At 71.9% G+C, this 17,278-nt stretch carries 15 protein-coding genes; 10 read left to right on the top strand and 5 right to left on the bottom strand.

Features of this window, described 5'->3' with window-relative positions; translation table 11 throughout:
- Positions 1–582, top strand: a complete 582-nt coding sequence (locus ACWDY5_RS10005) for a DUF1707 SHOCT-like domain-containing protein (RefSeq protein WP_449721902.1) — start codon at positions 1–3, stop codon at positions 580–582.
- Between the two features lie 6 nt (positions 583–588).
- Here ACWDY5_RS10005 and ACWDY5_RS10000 read toward each other — a convergent pair whose 3' ends face one another.
- Entirely contained in the window at positions 589–2,229 is a 1,641-nt protein-coding gene (locus ACWDY5_RS10000) for a phosphoenolpyruvate--protein phosphotransferase (protein ID WP_449721901.1), read from the bottom strand.
- Between the two features lie 238 nt (positions 2,230–2,467).
- Here ACWDY5_RS10000 and ACWDY5_RS09995 point away from each other — a divergent pair, with 238 nt between their 5' ends.
- The 8 genes from ACWDY5_RS09995 (at position 2,468) to rbsD (ending at position 10,369) form a co-directional block, all read left to right on the top strand.
- On the top strand, positions 2,468–3,121 hold the full coding sequence (locus ACWDY5_RS09995; protein WP_449721900.1) for an SdrD B-like domain-containing protein: 654 nt from the start codon (positions 2,468–2,470) through the stop codon (positions 3,119–3,121).
- 382 nt (positions 3,122–3,503) lie between these two features.
- Positions 3,504–4,499 carry a LacI family DNA-binding transcriptional regulator gene (locus ACWDY5_RS09990; protein ID WP_252483687.1) on the top strand — a complete coding sequence of 332 codons (996 nt, stop codon included), beginning with the start codon at positions 3,504–3,506 and terminating at the stop codon, positions 4,497–4,499.
- Complete coding sequence (locus ACWDY5_RS09985) at positions 4,496–6,115, top strand: sugar ABC transporter ATP-binding protein (RefSeq protein ID WP_449721899.1); 1,620 nt, start codon at positions 4,496–4,498, stop codon at positions 6,113–6,115. Before ACWDY5_RS09990 ends, ACWDY5_RS09985 begins: the two co-directional genes overlap by 4 nt.
- The gene (locus ACWDY5_RS09980; protein WP_449721898.1) at positions 6,112–7,083 is read left to right on the top strand and encodes an ABC transporter permease; all 972 of its coding nucleotides are present in this window, start codon (positions 6,112–6,114) and stop codon (positions 7,081–7,083) included. The genes ACWDY5_RS09985 and ACWDY5_RS09980 overlap by 4 nt, the downstream gene beginning before the upstream one ends.
- A 33-nt stretch (positions 7,084–7,116) precedes the next feature.
- Complete coding sequence (locus ACWDY5_RS09975) at positions 7,117–8,064, top strand: substrate-binding domain-containing protein (protein WP_449721897.1); 948 nt, start codon at positions 7,117–7,119, stop codon at positions 8,062–8,064.
- Between the two features lie 63 nt (positions 8,065–8,127).
- Positions 8,128–9,069 carry a substrate-binding domain-containing protein gene (locus ACWDY5_RS09970; protein WP_449721896.1) on the top strand — a complete coding sequence of 314 codons (942 nt, stop codon included), beginning with the start codon at positions 8,128–8,130 and terminating at the stop codon, positions 9,067–9,069.
- Positions 9,066–9,983 carry a ribokinase gene (rbsK, locus tag ACWDY5_RS09965; RefSeq protein ID WP_449721895.1) on the top strand — a complete coding sequence of 306 codons (918 nt, stop codon included), beginning with the start codon at positions 9,066–9,068 and terminating at the stop codon, positions 9,981–9,983. The genes ACWDY5_RS09970 and rbsK overlap by 4 nt, the downstream gene beginning before the upstream one ends.
- Entirely contained in the window at positions 9,980–10,369 is a 390-nt protein-coding gene (rbsD, locus tag ACWDY5_RS09960; protein ID WP_449721894.1) for a D-ribose pyranase, read from the top strand. The genes rbsK and rbsD overlap by 4 nt, the downstream gene beginning before the upstream one ends.
- Here rbsD and ACWDY5_RS09955 read toward each other — a convergent pair.
- The 4 genes from ACWDY5_RS09955 to ACWDY5_RS09940 form a co-directional block, all read right to left on the bottom strand.
- Positions 10,366–12,324: a DUF2339 domain-containing protein gene (locus ACWDY5_RS09955; protein ID WP_449721893.1), complete on the bottom strand. Its 1,959-nt coding sequence runs from the start codon at positions 12,322–12,324 to the stop codon at positions 10,366–10,368. The two genes, rbsD and ACWDY5_RS09955, sit on opposite strands and share 4 nt — an antisense overlap.
- Before the next feature lie 204 nt (positions 12,325–12,528).
- The gene (locus ACWDY5_RS09950; RefSeq protein ID WP_449721892.1) at positions 12,529–13,278 is read right to left on the bottom strand and encodes a MerR family transcriptional regulator; all 750 of its coding nucleotides are present in this window, start codon (positions 13,276–13,278) and stop codon (positions 12,529–12,531) included.
- Between the two features lie 34 nt (positions 13,279–13,312).
- Complete coding sequence (locus tag ACWDY5_RS09945) at positions 13,313–14,041, bottom strand: hypothetical protein (RefSeq protein ID WP_449721891.1); 729 nt, start codon at positions 14,039–14,041, stop codon at positions 13,313–13,315.
- A 147-nt stretch (positions 14,042–14,188) separates the two neighbouring features.
- The gene (locus ACWDY5_RS09940; protein ID WP_449721890.1) at positions 14,189–16,363 is read right to left on the bottom strand and encodes an MMPL family transporter; all 2,175 of its coding nucleotides are present in this window, start codon (positions 16,361–16,363) and stop codon (positions 14,189–14,191) included.
- A 163-nt stretch (positions 16,364–16,526) separates the two neighbouring features.
- On the opposite strand from ACWDY5_RS09940, the gene ACWDY5_RS09935 reads away from it, so the two are divergent.
- On the top strand, positions 16,527–17,276 hold the full coding sequence (locus ACWDY5_RS09935; protein ID WP_449721889.1) for a TetR/AcrR family transcriptional regulator: 750 nt from the start codon (positions 16,527–16,529) through the stop codon (positions 17,274–17,276).
- The last annotated feature ends 2 nt before the right edge of the window (positions 17,277–17,278 follow it).

The raw sequence follows: 17,278 nt of genomic DNA, 5'->3' as shown, positions 1-17,278 counted from the left end.
GTGGACGGAGCGCTGGAACAACGGCGACTGCTGGTCTCCGACGCCGAGCGGATGCACGTGGTGCAGCTGCTCGAACGCGCCACCGGCCTGGGCCGGATCAGCCTGACCGAGTTCACCCAGCGCTCCGAGGCGGCGCTGGCCGCGCGCACCAGGGGCGAGCTGAACGCGGTGCTGCTGGACGTGCCCGGCATGGTGCTCAACGAGTCGGTGGCCCGCGGCGAGCTGGTGCTCGGCCACAACGCGATGTCCTCGCTGGAGCGCCGCGGCCGGTGGACCGTGCCGGGCCGGGTGGTGCTGCGCGGCACCGCCGGCAACACCCTGCTCGACTTCACCGAGGCGGTGATCGCCGAACCGGTGGTCACCATCGAGCTGCACAACGCGCTCGGCGCGACTTCGCTCATCCTGCCGCTGGGCGCCACGGTGAACGTGGACTCGCTGGCCATGACCGCGGGCACGGTCACCGACAAGGTCGGCGGCGGCGACCTGCCCGGCGACCCGCACTTCATCCTCACCGGCGCGGTTCGCTTCGGTTCGGTGGAGATCAAGCACCCGCCGCGGAAGTCCCGGTTCTTCCGCCGCTGACCCGGTTCAGTGCAGGGCGGCGTGCGCCGCGGTCCTGGCGTGCGCCGGGTCCTTGGCGGCCAGCGCGGCCCGGGCGGCCAGCTGGCAGGCGTCCAGCCGGACCCCGGCCAGCCGGGCGCCGACCTGGGTCAGCGCGGCGTTGTTCATGGACAGGCTGGTCAGGCCCAGCCCGGTCAGCACGCAGGCCAGGTCCGGGTCGGCCGCGGCCTCGCCGCACACCCCGGCCGGCTTGCCGGCGGCCGTGGCCGCCTCGCCGACCAGCGCGATCAGCCGGAGCAGCGCGGGCTGCCACGGGTCGTTGAGAGTGGCCAGCGCGCCGAGCATGCGGTCGGCGGCGAAGACGTACTGGGCCAGGTCGTTGGTGCCGAGGCTGACGAAGTCCACCGCGTCCAGGATCTCCCGCGCGGCCAGCGCGGCGGCCGGGATCTCGATCATCACCCCGGCCCTGGTCACCCCGGCTGCCCTGGCCCGCTCGGCGAACCAGGCGGCCTCCTCCGCGGTGGCCACCATCGGCGCCATCACCGAGACCTCGGCCCCGCTGTCCTCGGTGGCCGCGACGATGGCTGCCAGCTGCCGGTCCAGCACGCCCGCGGCGTCCCTGGCAATGCGCAGGCCGCGCACGCCCAGCGCCGGGTTGGGCTCCTCGACGGTGTTCAGGAAGGGCAGCGGCTTGTCCGCGCCCGCGTCCAGGGTGCGCACGACGACCGGCTTGCCCGCGAACGGGGCCAGCACCGCGGCGTAGGCGGCGCGCTGGGCGGCCACCGCCGGTTCCTCGGTGGCGGAGAGGAAGCAGAACTCGGTGCGGAACAGGCCGACGCCCTCGGCGCCGGTGGCCACCGCGGCCTTGGCGTCCTCCGCCGAGCCGACGTTGGCCAGCACCTTCACCCGGTGCCCGTCGGCCAGCTTGCCCACGCCGTTCCACGCCACCTTGGGCGCGCGCTCGACCGCGCGCACCTCGACCACGCCGGCGGGCGCGGTGACCAGTCCGGTGCCGCCGTCCACGACCAGGCCCTCGGTCTCCAGCGCGAGCACGCCGCGGCAGGCGACCACCGCGGGAATGCCCAGCGCGCGGGCCAGGATCGCGGTGTGGCTGGTGGGCCCGCCCTCCTCGGTGACCAGGGCCAGCACCAGCTCGGGGTCCAGGCCCGCGGTGTCGGCGGGGGCCAGGTCCCGCGCGAGGAGCACGCTCGGTCCGGTCAGCGGCGGCACGCCGGGCATGGGCACGTCCAGCAGGGTGGCCACGATCCGGTCCCGCACGTCGTGCACGTCGCGGACCCGCTCGGCCAGGTAGCCACCGGCGGCGGCGAGCATGGTGGCGAAGCCGTTGGCCGCCTCGAACACCGCGCGCGGCGCGGGCAGGCTCCGGCCGTTGACCAGCTTCTCCGCCTCGGCCAGCAGCGCGGGGTCAGCGGCCATCGCGGCGGTGGTCTCCAGCACTACCCTGCCCTCGCCCTCGACCGCGGCGGCCCGCCGGTTCAGCTCAGCGGCCACCGCCTCGGCGGCCGGGCGGATGCGCGCGGCCTCGGCCGCGGTGTCACCCGGCGCCGGGCTCGCGGGCGGTTCCGGCAGCGGCTCGGCCACCCTGACCACCGGCCCAGCGGCCTGACCTGGGCTGACTCCGACACCGACAAGCTGAGTCGCGGACATGGTCTAGACCATACCCAAGAACCGGCCGACCGCACCCCGCCCGGCAGGCGCCAGTTGACCGTGACCCGGATCACGTAGCAGCACGGCCCGCCCTCCTCAACCGAATGGCGCTCCTGGATTTCCTACCGACTGTAGCCGGGCCCCGCAGCGAAACAACCCCAATGCGGGACCCCTCATCACACCCGCCTGCCAATAACCTGCCCCGGTCAATTCCGGCAACCGTTCCTGGGAGCAGCACGTGAGACGACCGACCGGCCTGGCCACGGCCACCACCCTGGCGGTGACCTGCACGGCTGTCCTGGGCGCCGGATCAGCCGCGGCGACCGGAATTGACCCCGACCCGGCCGCGCCGGGCATTCCTGCGAACCAGTCCGAGCCATTGCCGGAATTCCCCGACCCGGCTCGCCGGGCGCCGAACCACCTCGGCGACTACGTGTGGATCGATCGCAATCGCCCGTCCCAAGCGGACCTGACCCCTGCGGTGAACCGACTGGGCGACTACGTGTGGATCGACTCCAACCACAACGGCCAGCAGGACGCGCCGGAGCCGGGCGCGCCGGAGGTGACGGTCACCGTGCTCACCGCGGCCGGCGCCGAGGTGACCAGCACCACCACCGACGCCTACGGCACCTACCTGGTCGGCGAGCTGCCGGACGGGGAGTACCAGGTGTGCGTGGCGCTGAAGAGCCTGCCGCCGGTGGTGGCCGAGCACACGCCGGGCCCGCCGCACGCGGGCCAGGACACCGCGGACTCCGACGCCGATCCGGCCACCGGCTGCACCGAGCCGGTGCGGCTCGGTCCCGGCCACCGGGAGGACCGCACGCTGGACATCGGCCTCGGCCGGGACTACGTGTGGGTGGACAAGCCGAAGGGCCGCCACCTCCCCAGATGACGGCCCTTCTCCTGTGTCAGTCGTCCCCCGCCTGACACAACGTTCTCTTCCGTCCACCCCCTCGTCACTGCCCGCGACGGCGGAGCAGGCACCTTGTGCACGGAAAAGACCTTGGTGCGCCTCCCGGGGGAGGGGCACCTCCGGCTCCCACGACACACACTCTGCCCGCAAGGGACGGTCCGAGACATCCGTGCGAATACCTACATCTCGCACGGGTTAACCCTTCGTGATCTGTTGGCTACTGTAACGATCCAGACCTTTTGGCGGCTTGTGTAATCGAATAACCTTGGTCTGTAATCGAATACACAACGGAACGTAGTAAGTCAGATACACGACGGGGGACTTCCCCACCCACGTCTGGAGGATCGGGTCGTTGGCGACCATGAAGGACGTTGCGCTGCGTGCGGGCGTCTCCACCGCCACGGTGTCCCGGGTACTCAACGGCCATGCCGCACCCACCGACGCCACTCGCGAACGCGTGCTCACCGCGGTCGCGGAACTGGGTTACCGGCCCAACGTGCTGGCCCGGTCCCTGCGCATGCACAGCACCCAGACCCTCGGCCTGGTGATCAGCGACCTGCTGAACCCGTTCTTCGGCGAGATCGCCAGGGCGGTCGAGGACGAGGCGCGCAAGCACGGCTACTGCGTGGTCTTCGGCAACGCCGACGAGAGCGACGAGCAGCAGCGGCGCTACGTGCGCACCCTGCTCGACCGCAGGGTCGACGGCCTGCTGGTGTGCCCGGCCAGTGACGACCCGGAATGGCTGGCCGAGGTGACCGACAGCGGCGTGCCGCTGGTGCTGCTGGACCGCGCGGTGCCGGCCAGCGACGCCCCGGTGATCATGGCCGACGGCACCGCCGCACTGCGCGAGCTGGCCAAACACCTGCTGAGCCTGGGGCACCAGCGGATCGGCGTGATCGCCGGGCCGGAGAACACCAGCACCGGCCGGGAGCGGCTGGCCGCGTTCACCTCGGCGCTGGCCGAGCTGGGCCTGGCCGCGCAGGCCACCCAGATCGCGCACGGCGACTTCCGCCGGGCCAGCGGCGCCCGCGCCGCCGGCGAGCTGCTCGACCTCGCCGAGCCGCCCAGCGTGCTGGTGGCGATGGACAACCTGATGGGCCTCGGCGCGCTGGAAGAGCTGCGCAGGCGGCGGCTGCGGCTGCCCGATGACGTCGGCCTGGCCGTCTACGACGACCTGGCCTGGTTCCCGCTGTTCGATCCGCCGATCACCGTGGTCGCCCAGCCGACCGAGGAGATGGGCAGCGCGGCCGTGCGCGAGCTGCTCGGGCTCATCTCGGGCGATCGCGCGCAGAACGTGAGTCTGTCGGCCAAGTTGATCGCCCGCGGCTCGTGTGGCGAACCCGGAGGAATTGCATGAGCGTCCTGCTCCGCGTCGAAGGTGTCACCAAGCGGTTCACCGGCGCGCTCGCGCTGGCCAATGTGGATCTCGAGGTGCGCGCGGGCGAGGTGCACGTCCTGCTCGGGGAGAACGGGGCAGGCAAGAGCACGCTGGTCAAGGTGCTCGCCGGGGTGCACAAGCCGGATGCCGGGAAGGTGTTCCTGGCCGGTGAGCAGGTCAAGGTCACCTCGCCGCAGCACGCCCGCTCGCTTGGCCTTGCCGTGATCTACCAGGAGCTGACCCTGGTCAGCCAGCTCTCCGTGGCGGAGAACCTGTTCCTGGGCCGCCAGCCGCGCCGCTTCGGCGTGATCGACCACCGGCGGATGCGCAGGGACGCGGTGCCGCTGCTGGAGCGGGTCGGGCTCAGGGTCGACCCGGCCACCCCGGTGCACCGCCTTGGCATCGCCCAGCAGCAGATGGTGGAGATCGCCCGCGCGCTGGACCAGGACGCCCGGATCCTGGTGCTGGACGAGCCGACCGCAGTGCTCACCGAGAGCGAGACCGACCGGCTGCTGGAGATCATGGACCAACTGCGGCGGCAGGGCGTGGGCCTGGTGTTCATCACCCACCACCTGGAGGAGATCCGCCGGATCGCGGACCGGATCACCGTGCTACGCGACGGGCGCAGCGTGGGCGTGCTGCCCGCCGGGTCCACCGAGGACGAGATGGTCCAGCTGATGGTCGGGCGGACCATCGAGGAGCAGTACCCTCGCCGGGCCGAGGAGGGCGGCGCGGTCGCGCTGAAGGTGGAGAAGCTGACCCGCAAGGGCGCGTTCACCGACGTCTCCTTCGAGGTCAGGGCCGGTGAGGTGCTCGGCATCGCCGGACTGGTCGGCTCCGGCCGCACCGAGGTGGCCCGCGCGATCTTCGGCGTGGACGGCTACGACTCGGGCCGGGTCGAGGTCGCCGGGCGGCAGCTGCCCCCTGGCAACGTCAAGGCGACCATGCGGGCCGGGCTGGGCCTGGTGCCGGAGGACCGCAAGGGCCAGGGCCTGGTGCTGACCTCCAGCGTCGGGGAGAACCTGGGCCTGGTCACCCTGCGCGGGGCCAGCCACCTCGGCCTGATCGACCGGCGCGGCCAGCAGCGCAAGGCGGATGAGATCGCCGGCAAGCTGCGGGTGCGCTGCTCGGGACTGGGCCAGACGGTCAAGGAGCTCTCCGGCGGCAACCAGCAGAAGATCGCCATCGGCAAGTGGCTGCTGGCCGACCCGCAGGTGCTGGTGCTCGACGAGCCCACCAGAGGGGTCGACGTGGGCGCCAAGGTCGAGATCTACGAGCTGATCAACCAGATGACCGCCAACGGCCGCGCGGTGGTGCTGATCTCCAGCGACCTGCCCGAGGTGCTCGGCATGAGCGACCGGGTGCTGGTGATGGCCGGCGGCCGGGTGGCCGGCGAGCTCAGCGCGGCCGAGGCCACCCAGGACTCGGTGATGGCGCTGGCCGTCTCCGACCCGGCGGCGCGCAGGCGGGTGCCCGCCTTCAGCGCGGCCTGGAACGAGGCCGAGCAGGCCGAACAGCTTGACGCGCAGCAGCGGCAGGACCAGGACGAACCCGGCGGGATCACCGTCGACAGCACTCGGGAGCAGCGGGCATGACCACCACCGGAACCACCCAGCAGCGGCGAAAGGCGCCCGATGTCGGGCGGCTGCTGTCGGAGAACGGGGCCCTCGGTGGCCTGCTGCTGCTCGTGGTCACGCTGAGCCTGCTCACGCCGACCTTCCTGACCACGCAGAACCTGCTCAACGTCGGTGTGCAGGCCGCGGTGGTCGCGGTGCTCGCCTTCGGCCAGACCTTCGTCATCGTCTCCGCCGGGGTCGACCTGTCGGTGGGCAGCGTGGCCGCGCTCTCCGGCATCGTGGCCGCCTACACCGCGGCCGAGACCGGCCTGCCCGGCTGGCTGGCGCTGATCGCCGGCCTCGGCGTCGGCGCGCTGGCCGGCCTGGTCAACGGCGTGCTGGTCAGCTACGGCAGGCTGCCCGCCTTCATCGCCACCCTGGCCATGCTCAGCGTGGCCCGCGGCCTGACCCTGGTGGTCTCCCAGGGCGCGCCGAAGGCCACCCCGGACGAGGTCACCTTCCTCGGCTCCACCATCGGCGCCTTCCTCCCGGTGCCGCTGCTGGTGATGCTGGGTGTGCTGGCTCTCACAAGCTTCATCCTCAACCGGACCTACCCGGGCCGCACGATGTACGCCATCGGCGGCAACGAGGAGGCGGCGATGCTCTCCGGCATCGACGTGCGCAAGAACAAGTTGATCATTTACGCGCTGTCCGGGCTGTTCGCGGGTATCGCGGGCATCCTGCTGGCCGGGCGGCTCGGCTCGGCCGGTCCGCAGGCGGCAGTGGGTTACGAGCTGGACGCGATCGCCGCCGTGGTGATCGGCGGGGCGTCCCTTTCGGGCGGTGTGGGCAAAGCCAGCGGTGCTTTCGTCGGGGCGTTGGTCCTCGCGGTATTGCGCAACGGACTCAATCTGGTCCAGGTTTCTCCTTTCTGGCAACAGGTCGTGATCGGCGTGGTGATCGCCGTGGCCGTCCTGGTTGACACGCTTCGCCGCCGCAGTCGCTGACCGTCAGGGACCAGCAGAAAGGGACTCTCCGCAATGAGGCACTCCAGGCGGGCCTTGCTCGCCGCCGCGACCGCCGCCGCACTCGTGTTCGTCGCCGCCTGTGACCCGAGCAGTGACGCCAACACCCCCGCGCCCGGCGGGGACATCACGATCGGCTTCGCGTCCTCGACCCTGACCAACCCCTTCTTCATCCAGCTCAGGGAGGGTGTCCAGCAGGCGGAGAAGGAGTTCGGCGTCAAGATCGTCTACATGGACGCCAACAACGACGCGGCCACCCAGCTGGAGCAGGTGCAGAGCCTGGTCACGCAGAAGGTGAAGGCGATCCTGCTCAACCCGGTGGACACCCAGCAGTCCGGCGAGTCGGCGAAGGCGGCGGAGAACGCGCGCATCCCGCTGGTCGCGGTGGACCGCGCGGTCACCGGCGGCCGGGTGATCTCCGAGGTGTCCTCCGACAACGTGCAGGGCGGGGTGGACGCGGCCGCGGCGCTGGCCAAGGCCACCGGCCCCGGCGAGGTGCTGCACCTGCAGGGCCTGCTCGGCACCTCGGCCAGCCGGGACCGCGGCGAAGGCTTCCAGCAGGGCCTGGCGCTGCGCTCCAGCGTGCGCATCGCACTGTCCAAGAGCGCCGAGTTCGACCGGGCCAAGGGCATGTCGGTCACCACGGACATGCTCACCGCCAAGCCCGGGGTGAAGGGCCTGTTCGCGGAGAACGACGACATGGCGCTGGGCGCCGTGCAGGCCCTCGGCGACAAGGCGGGCAAGACCTTCCAGATCGTCGGCTTCGACGGCACGCCCGAGGCGCTGGCCGCGGTGGAGAGCGGCAAGCTGGCCGCCACTGTGGCCCAGCAGCCCAAGGAACTGGGCCGTCAGGCGGTTGAGCAGGCCATTCGCTACCTCAAGGGTCAGACCGTCCGCAACCTCGTGGAGATCCCCACCCGCGTGGTCACCAAGGCCAACGTGCGCGAGTTCCTGACCAACTGAGCAGCAGCAACACCCTTTGGTTCCACCGGCCCCCACCCGGTAGGCAAGGAAAGGTAACCCCGAATGAAGATGCTCAACCGCGCCGTGTTCGCCACGCTGGCGGCCTCGACGCTGGCGTTCACCGCGGCATGCGGCGGCGGCGCCGGAACCGGCAACTCCGGCTCCGGTGAGGTCGTGATCGGCATGACCCTGTCGACGCTGTCCAACACCTTCTTCACCACCCTGCGGGACGCGGCCCAGAAGGCCGCCGACTCCGCCAAGGTGAAGCTGGTCGTCCAGGACGCGCAGAACGACGCTGCCACCCAGCTCACGCAGGTGCAGAACTTCGTCAGCCAGGGCGTCAAGGCGATCATCATCAACCCGGTCGACTCCGACCAGGCGACCCCGGCCGCCAAGGCCGCGGAGAACGCCAAGATCCCGGTCATCGCGGTGGACCGCGTGATCAACAACGCCACGGTCGCGTCGTCGATCGCCTCGGACAACGTGCAGGGCGGTCAGCTCGCCGCGGACACCCTGGCCAAGCTGGTCGGCTCCGGCGACGTGCTGCACCTGCAGGGCGTGCTGGGCACCTCGGCCAGCAGGGACCGCGGCCAGGGCTTCACCACCAACATCAAGGACGCCGCCGGGATCAAGGTCGCCGCGACCCAGACCGCGGAGTTCGAGAAGGCCAAGGGCATGTCGGTGACCACCGACCTGCTGCAGGCGCAGGCCGGCACCAAGGGCATCTTCGCGGAGAACGACGAGATGGCCCTCGGCGCGGTGCAGGCCCTCGGTGACAAGGCGGGCAAGGACGTCCAGGTGGTCGGCTTCGACGGCACCGCGGACGCGCTGACCGCGATCGAGGCGGGCAAGCTGGCGGCCAGCGTCGCGCAGCAGCCGGCCGAGCTGGGCAAGCTCGCGATCGAGCAGGCGGTGAAGGCGGCCAAGGGCGAGAAGACCGAGGCCAAGATCTCCGTCCCGGTCAAGGTCATCACCAAGGACAACCTGGCCGAGTTCAAGAAGTGATCACATCGCTGACCGCGTTGACGGACATCGTGGTGGTCGGCTCCGCGAACGCGGACCTGGTGACCACGGTGGCGCGCCGCCCAGCAGCCGGTGAGACGGTGCTGGGCTCGGACCTGCGGGTCTCGCCAGGCGGCAAGGGCGCCAACCAGGCGGTCGCGGCCGCCAGGCTGGGCGCCGGGGTGGCCTTCCTGGGCGCGGTCGGCGATGACGAACACGGCCAGCTGCTGCTGGAGTCGATGCGGTCGGCCGGGGTGCGCACCGAACACGTGCGCACGCCCGACCGGCCCACCGGCATCGCGCACATCACGGTCACCCCGGACGGGGAGAACTCGATCGTGGTCTCACCCGGCGCCAACGGCACGCTGACCACCGCGGACATCGACCGCGCCGCCTCGGTGATCGCGATCTCCACCGTGGTGCTGGTCTCGCTGGAGGTGCCGATGCCCGCCGCCCTGCGCGCCATCGAGCTGGCCCGCTCGGCCGGCGTGCGCACGGTGCTGAACCTGTCCCCGCCCGGCCCGCTGACCGCGGACGCGCTGGCCGCGCTGGACCCCTTGATCGTCAACGAGCACGAGGCCGGCTGGCTGCTCGGCGCGGAGACCACCAGCGCGGACGGCCCGGCCCTGGCCGAGGCGCTGCTCGCGCTCGGCCCGCGCTCGGTGGTGGTGACCCTCGGCGGCCGCGGCGCGGTGGTGGCCACCCGGGACTGCGTGAGCACGGTGGCCGCGCCCAGGGTCAGCGCGGTGGACACCACCGGCGCCGGCGACGCCTTCGCCGGCGCGCTGGCCGCCCGGCTCTCCGCCGGCGACGAGCTGCTGGCCGCGACCGGTTTCGCGGTCCGCGCGGCGGCCATCTCGGTGACCCGCCCCGGCGCGCAGCCCTCCTACCCGACCAGGAGCGAGGTGCGCGCGTGAAGCGGGCAGGCATCCTGCACGCCGAGCTGAGCGCCGCACTGGCCCGGCTCGGCCACACCGACGAGCTGGTGGTGGCCGACTGCGGCCTGCCCATCCCGGACGGCCCGCAGCTGGTCGACCTGGCCTTCTCCTTCGGCGTGCCCGGTTTCCTGGACGTGCTGGACGGGCTGCTGAACGAGCTGGTGGTGGAGGGCGCGGTGGTGGCCACCGAGCTGGATGCCGCCAACCCGGACTGCGCGGTGGCCGTGACCGAGCGGCTGACCAAGCTGGAGCGGGTGGACCACGAGGAGTTCAAGCGCCGGGTGGCCGGGGTGAAGCTGGTCGTGCGGACCGGCGAGGCCAGCCCGTACGCCAACATCCTGCTCCGCTGCGGCGTGCCCTTCTAGCTCGCCTCCTCCTTCACCGCGGCCACCAGCCGCGCGTACCGGGTGCCGACCACCAGCAGCACCAGTCCGGCGCCGAGCACCGCGGCCACCCTGGCCAGGCCGTCCAGCGTGGCCAGGTCGAACAGGAACAGCTTGGCCAGCGCGATGCCCAGCAGCACCATCCCGGTGACCCGCAGGTGCGCCGAGCGGATGCCGCGCAGCAGCAGCACCAGCGCGGCCGCGGTCCAGCTAAGCGTGACCAGCACGTGCCCGGTGCGGAAGCCGTCCCGGTCCGGCAGCGCGAGCAGCGCCGAGCCGAGAATGGTGAGCGCGGTGCCGTAGAGCGCGACCGCCGCGGCGATCAGCCACAGCACCCGCTCCGCGCTGTCCGCCGGGCCGCGCAGCAGCCCGGTCCGGAAGGCGGCCACCGGCAGCGCGACCGCCACCGCGGCCAGCAGCAGCCCGGTCACCGGGACGCTCACCTCGACCAGCGCGGTGGGTTCGCGGAAGAGCAGGCGCACCGGCACGGTGGTGATCAGCGCGGCGAACAGCCCGGCGATCCCGTAGCCCAGCGCGCCGAACAGCGGCAGCCTGCTGCGCAGCCACCAGGCCAGCCCGGCCAGCACCAGCGCCGCGCCGAGCAGGGTCAGGCCCCTGGAGCCGCCCTCGGCGTAGGTCATGATCGCTTGGAATATGCCGACCAGCCCGACCGCGGCGGCCGTGATGGCGAACCTGCTGGTCAGCCACTTGCCGGCGGCGGCGAAGGCGAAGGCCACCGCGGCCAGGGCAAGCGCGGCCCGGCCGGCCCCGGCCTGGTCCAGGATGCCCGCGGACAGCAGCGGCGGCACCGCGGCCGAGGCCAGCACGACCAGCGGCACCGGGTCCGAGGGCCGCAGCCGGGCGGCCGCGGCGGCCAGCAGCATGGCCAGCACCGCGGCGCCGAAGCTGACCGCGATGGTGGCGTGCTGCTCGGCCGAGGTGAGGATCGCGCGCAGCCCGGCCAGCACCGCGCCGAGCAATGCGGGCAGCGTCGCCGCGGCGACCAGCCCGGACCAGTCCTTGATCAGCCGCACCGGCGCGGCGGCCAGCGCGAGCACCATCAGGAAGCCGACCAGCAGCGGGGTGAAGGCCATGGTCAGCATCGGCGCGCTGACCGCGGCGCCCAGCACCACCCCGACGGCCAGCGGCTGGGCGTCCCAGCGCACCGCCAGCCACAGTCCGGCCGCGGTCACCGCCACCCCGGCGAGCAGGCCGAGGTGCACGGGCAGGAACTCGTGCAGCGAGGTGGCCGCCACGATGTCCAGGTAGAGCGCGGCGAACCCGGTGGCCGCCAGCGCGTACCCGGTGGTGCGCCCGCCGGGCCTGCGATAGGCACGCAGCGCGAGCCCGACCAGCCCCAGACCCAGCACCGCGCCGCCGGCCACCCTGGGCAGCGGCCCGAAGTAGCCCCGCTGCGCGGCCAGCACCAGGAACAACACCAGGCCGAGCAGGGTGACCCCGCCGCCGACCCAGGTGACGATCCGGCTGTTGCGGCGCTGCCGCGCGGCCGGGTCCACCGGCGGCGGGGGAGGCGGCGGCTGCCACTGCGGCGGGTGGCCCAGCGGCGGGGCGAAGCCCGGCGGCGGCCCGGCGGTCACGAACCCGGGCGGCAGCGCGGCGGACGCGAGCCCTGGCGGCGACCCGGCGGGCGCGAAGCCCGGCGGCGGTTCGGCGGGCGCGAGCCCCGACGGCGGTCCAGCCGGCGCGAAGCCCGGGGGCGATCCAGCCCGTGCGAAGCCCGGCTGCGGACCTGTCGTGGCCGGGTCCGGCAGCTCGAACTGCCTGGTCGGGACCGGTGTGGCCGGTGGCGTGGGCACGGGCGGCGCCTGTCCCGTGCTCGTCTCCACCGCGGAGCGCAGCTCCGTCTCCAGCGCCTGCAGTCGCAGACCCATCTCGCGAAGCTCCTGCGCCACGCGCAACACCGGTTGAGCGGTCATGTGCGACAGGGTGGGGCCTGAACCCGTCCTGGTGAATCCGCAGGACTACTCAGACCGCGTTACAAACTGGCCGCAACAGAGCTGTGGATAACTCATATCCGCAGCTCAGAGGCGCAATTTTCACCCACGAGGAGCAATCTGTCGCCAGGTTTCTCCACAACAGATCCCCAGTTGTCCACAGCTTGCCGGGGACCGGTGCACAACTCAGCCCTTGGCGGCGCGCACCGCGGCCAGGAACGCGTTCACCTCGGCAGAGGGACCGCACTGCTGCTCGCGCATCTGCTCGCGCTGCTCCGCCCACATCTTCTCCACCGCGGCCTTGATGCCCTCGTCGCCGCCGTGGAAGGCGAAGATCAGCTCGTCCATCCGCTCGACCACGCGCACCGCGCGCTCGTCGGTCGGCTCCGCGCCCTCCGCCATCAGGGCGTCGACCTCGGCGAACAGCCGCGGCCACTCGTTCTCGACCTCCTTGATGGCCTCCTCGCCGAACTCCTCCCGGCGGCGGGCCAGCTGGTCGAGCTGCTCCTGGGTGTAATAGCTCTCGATCATCGTCATCGTCTCCAGCGCTTGCAGGAACTCGGTGGCGTCCGGAGTGACCGAGCCGTCCAGCTTCTCCAGCAGTGAGCGCACCTGGGCCCGCAGCCGCTGGGCCTCGCGCACCTGGTTGTCGAGCTGGGTGAGCTGGGTGTGCAGCACCTCGCGCAGCACCCCCGGATCGGGGTCGGCCTCGCTCAGCGCGACACCCACGTCCTCCAGCGACAGCCCGAAGGAGCGCAGCGCCCGCACCCGGTACAACCGCTGCAGGTCAGCGGCGGTGTACCTGCGGTGGCCAGCCGAGGTCCGTTCGCTCGGCCGCACCAGCCCGATCTGGTCGTAGTGGTGCAGCGTGCGGACGGTCAGTCCGGTGGCCCGCGCCAGTTCCCCGACGCTCCACCGCTTGGTCTCTCCGTTCACGTCGATGACGGTAGGAGCTGACGTCGCGTCAGGTTCAAGCCCGAATCGCGGCAATGGGTGTGATCGGCGCCGCACCCGGCTTCAGGTCGATCATCGCGGGCGTCTCGCCTGCCCCGGTCCTGGCCTCCAGCCGATGCAGCCGGCCATCCCCGCCGACCCAGTACCGCAGCCGTCCGTTGGCGTCCTTGCCCGGCTCCAGCGGTCCCTCGAACACGTCCACCGCGACCTCGCCCACCCGGTCCGCGCGCAGCCAGCGGGCGCTGCTCTGCCGGAGCAGCTCGGCGTTGTCCGGCCGGTCCGCGGCCAGGTCGACCAGCAGGGTCAGCGCGGTGTCCAGCTCGTTGCCGGCCCGCTGCATCGGCCGCACCTGCCAGCCGTTGCCGGGCACCGGGTCCACCGCGAGCTGACCGGCGCCCGCGCGGAAGGCCAGCACCTCGGGACTCCACTGGAGCAGCCCGGCGGAGGCGGAGTCGTTGCGGCCCTCGGTGCGCATCGCGGCGTAGCCCAGGTGCGAGACGAAGTCGATCCGCCCGTCCAGCACCACGATCCCGCTGGTGCTGGGCACCGCGGCCCGCACCGCGGCGGTCCGCGACTCGTAGTTGATGAAGCGCACCAGGGCCAGCCGTTCGGCCTCGGCGCCGCTGAGCGAGCGCGGCCTGCCGTCCTCGGGACGGGCGCAGCTCATCAGCACGCCGATCACCGGCACCAGCAGCAGCGCGAACACGATGATGGCGGCGACCAGGCGGACCCGGCGGGGTTTCACAGTCGATCTCCAGAACAGTCGGCGCGGGCGGAGCGCCGGAATCCTAGGGGCCGCCGACCCCGGAAAAACCGTTCCACCGCGAGGCTCACCCGAAGGGGGACCCCGGCCACGGTTTCACGTGAATCGTGGCCGGGGTCCCGCCCGAGCTCAGCCGACCGGCTGCGGCTCGCGGGTCCTGGGCTTGTCCTCGGCGTCCTCGCCCTCGTGGATGCCGACTCGCTGCTGCAGCCTGCGCAGCGGTCCGGGCGCCCACCAGGCCGCGTTGCCCATCAGCTTGAGCACCGCGGGCACCAGCAGCATGCGCACCACGGTGGCGTCCAGGGCCAGGGCCAGGATCATGCCGACGCCGACGAAACGCATCATGGTCACCTCGGCGAAGGCGAAGGCGCCGGTCACCACGATCAGCAGCAGCGCGGCCGAGCTGATCACCCGGCCGGTGCGGGCCAGGCCGGTGGCCACCGCCTCCTCGTTGCTGGCGCCCTTGCTCTTGGCCTCGACCATGCGGGACATCAGGAAGACCTCGTAGTCGGTGGACAGGCCGAAGACCACGGCCGCCATCAGCACCACGATGCCCGCCTCCAGCGGACCTGGCGAGACGTTGAGCAGGTCCGCGCCGTGGCCGTCCTGGAACACCCAGGTCAGCACGCCGAAGGTGGCGGAGAGGCTGAGCGCGCTCATCACCACGGCCTTGATCGGCAGCAGCACCGAGCCGAAGGCCAGGAACATCAGCACCAGGGTGGCGCCCACGATGACCAGGATCATCCAGGGCAGTCCGGCGGTGATCGCGTTCAGGCTGTCCAGCACCCTGGCGCTGATCCCGCCGACCAGGACCTTGGTGTCCCCGGGCGGGGTCAGGTTCCGGATCTCCTTGACCGCGTTCTTGGCCTGGTCGCTGAGCACGTCGCCGGGCAGCTTGGCGGTGAAGGCGATGACGTCCTTGCCCGCGCCCGCGGGCTGCACGTTGGTGACGCCGGGGACCTTGCCGAGCTCACCGGCGAACTGCTGCGCCGCGGCCTGGTCGGGAGCCTTGCCGTCCTTGCCCTGCAACACGATCTGCGCGGCGTCCTTGCTCAGCGCCGGGAAGTCCCGGTTGAGCGTCTCCGCGGTGACCCGCGCCGGGTTGCCTGCCGGCAGCACCTTCTCGGTGACCTCGCCGAAGCTGGCGCCCAGGAACGGCGTGCCGAGCAGCACCAGCACCGCGATGATCGGCACCGCGAAGATCACCGGGCGCTTCATCACGGCCAGGCCCAGCTTGCGCCAGCCGCGGCCCTCCTCCTCGACCGGCTTGGCCGCGGCGCGCTTGCGCCAGGGCAGGGCCAGCGAGTCCACCCGGCGGCCGAGCACCGCGAGCAGCGCGGGCAGCAGGGTCAGCGAGACCAGCATGGCCACCGCGACCGCGGCCATGCCGCCGTAGCTGACCGAGCGCAGGAAGCCCTGCGGGAACAGCAGCAGCCCGGCCAGCGCGATGATCAGCAGCGTGGCGGAGAAGGCGACCGTGCGGCCCGCGGTGGCCACCGTGCGGCGCACCGCCTTGCCGGGTTCGAGGCCGGTGGCGAGCTCCTCGCGGAACCGGCCGACCATGAACAGGCCGTAGTCGATGGCCATGCCGAGGCCGAGCAGGCTGGCCACGTTCACCGCGAAGGTGTTCACCTCGACGAAGCTGGTCAGCACGTTGAGCACACCCAGCGCGCCGAGGATGGACAGGCCGCCCACCAGCACCGGCAGCGCGGCCGCGATGAGGCCGCCGAAGATCAGCACGAGCAGCAGCAGGGTGATCGGCACCGCCACCAGCTCGGCGGTGATCAGGTCGTTCTGCGAGCTGGTGTTGATCGCGGCCGCGGTCGGCGCGAACCCGCCGACCTGGCTGGTCACCCCGTCGACGGCCAGCTGGTCCTTGATCTTCTCGTAGGACCGCAGCATCTTGTTGGAGTCATCGCCCGCGGTCATGGTGATCACCGCGAGGCCGCGCTTGTGCTCGGTGTCGGCGAAGGCGGCCCGCGCGGCCGGGTCCGGGATCGTCCAGTAGGACATCACCCTGCTGACCTCGGAGCTGGGCAGCGCCTTCAGCTTGTCGGTGATCTTCCGCCCGAGCGCCGGGTCGTCGATCGAGCTGCCGCTGGGCGCCTCGTAGATCACCACCACGTCGCCGGTCTGCCTGCCCAGGGCCGCGTCCATGGTCTTGACCGCGGTGATCGCCTGGCTGCCCGGGTCCTCATAGCCACCCTGGGTGAGCTTGTCGAAGACACCGCTGCCCCAAGCGCCGCCGAGGACGGTCAGCAAGGCGGCGGCGACGAGCACCACCCAGCGGCGCCGATGCACCACCGATCCCCAGGATAGGAACATGATCCGGCCCTCCGGCGAAACTGGTCGGTGGCGTAGCCAGCGGCTACCGTGCTGGTGAACGCGAGGTCAGTAAACGGTGTTCACCTACCGTCGGTGACCATAGGCGAGAGTGAACGGTGTTTACAACCCGAAGGGGTGAAGTATGACGGAGGCCACCCGTCGAGAACGGCTACGCGCTCACACCGAGCGTGAGATCCGTGCGGCGGCCCGTCGCCTACTGGTGGAGAGCGGCCGCGACGCGGTGACCCTGCGCGCCATCGCCCGCGACCTGGGCATCACCGCACCGGCGCTCTACCGCTACTACGACTCCCGCGAGGACCTGCTCCGCCAGCTCTGCGAGGACGTCTGCCTGTCCATGGCCGAGGAGCTCCAGCCCAAGCTGGCCGCGGTCGGCGACGGCGACCTCCTCGGCCAGGTCTTCACCGTCTTCCGTTCTTTCCGCCGCTGGGCCCTGGATCACCCGCAGGAGTTCACCCTGGTCTTCGCCTCACCAGAGGTCGCGGTCAACAACAGCTCCCGCGGCGGCCGCAAGACCCTGGGCGAGGACATGTTCGGCCGGGTCTTCCTCGGCGTGGCCGGAAAACTGCTCGCGGAGAACCAGGAGCTCGCCGCGGGCACCGGCGAGGTCCCGGCCGCACTGGAGGAAGACCTCCGCGGCTACCGCGACGACCTGCTGAAGTCCTTGGCCGACACCGGCATCCAGCTCACCGCCGACCGCCTCGGCCTGTCCACGGTCTACCTGATGCTCCAGTGCTGGGTCCGGCTCTACGGCCACGTCGCACTGGAGGTCTTCGGCCGCTTCCCGTTCGCGCTGAACAACGCCGAGACGCTGTTCGAGTCGATGATCGCCGAACTGGCCAGGGAGGTCGGCCTGCCGGAGCCGCCTCCCTGACC

This window comes from Crossiella sp. NPDC003009 (genome assembly GCF_053591555.1).
Note: the sequence above shows the minus strand (reverse complement) of the source record. Positions and strands in the feature narration are given on the sequence as shown.

Coding starts and splice junctions, on each gene's coding strand:
- ACWDY5_RS10000 (WP_449721901.1), bottom strand. CDS start 2,229: ATGTCCGCGACTCAGCTTGTCGGTGTCGGAGTCAGCCCAGGTCAGGCC.
- ACWDY5_RS09990 (WP_252483687.1), top strand. CDS start 3,504: ATGAAGGACGTTGCGCTGCGTGCGGGCGTCTCCACCGCCACGGTGTCC.
- ACWDY5_RS09985 (WP_449721899.1), top strand. CDS start 4,496: ATGAGCGTCCTGCTCCGCGTCGAAGGTGTCACCAAGCGGTTCACCGGC.
- ACWDY5_RS09980 (WP_449721898.1), top strand. CDS start 6,112: ATGACCACCACCGGAACCACCCAGCAGCGGCGAAAGGCGCCCGATGTC.
- ACWDY5_RS09975 (WP_449721897.1), top strand. CDS start 7,117: ATGAGGCACTCCAGGCGGGCCTTGCTCGCCGCCGCGACCGCCGCCGCA.
- ACWDY5_RS09970 (WP_449721896.1), top strand. CDS start 8,128: ATGAAGATGCTCAACCGCGCCGTGTTCGCCACGCTGGCGGCCTCGACG.
- ACWDY5_RS09955 (WP_449721893.1), bottom strand. CDS start 12,324: ATGACCGCTCAACCGGTGTTGCGCGTGGCGCAGGAGCTTCGCGAGATG.
- ACWDY5_RS09935 (WP_449721889.1), top strand. CDS start 16,527: ATGACGGAGGCCACCCGTCGAGAACGGCTACGCGCTCACACCGAGCGT.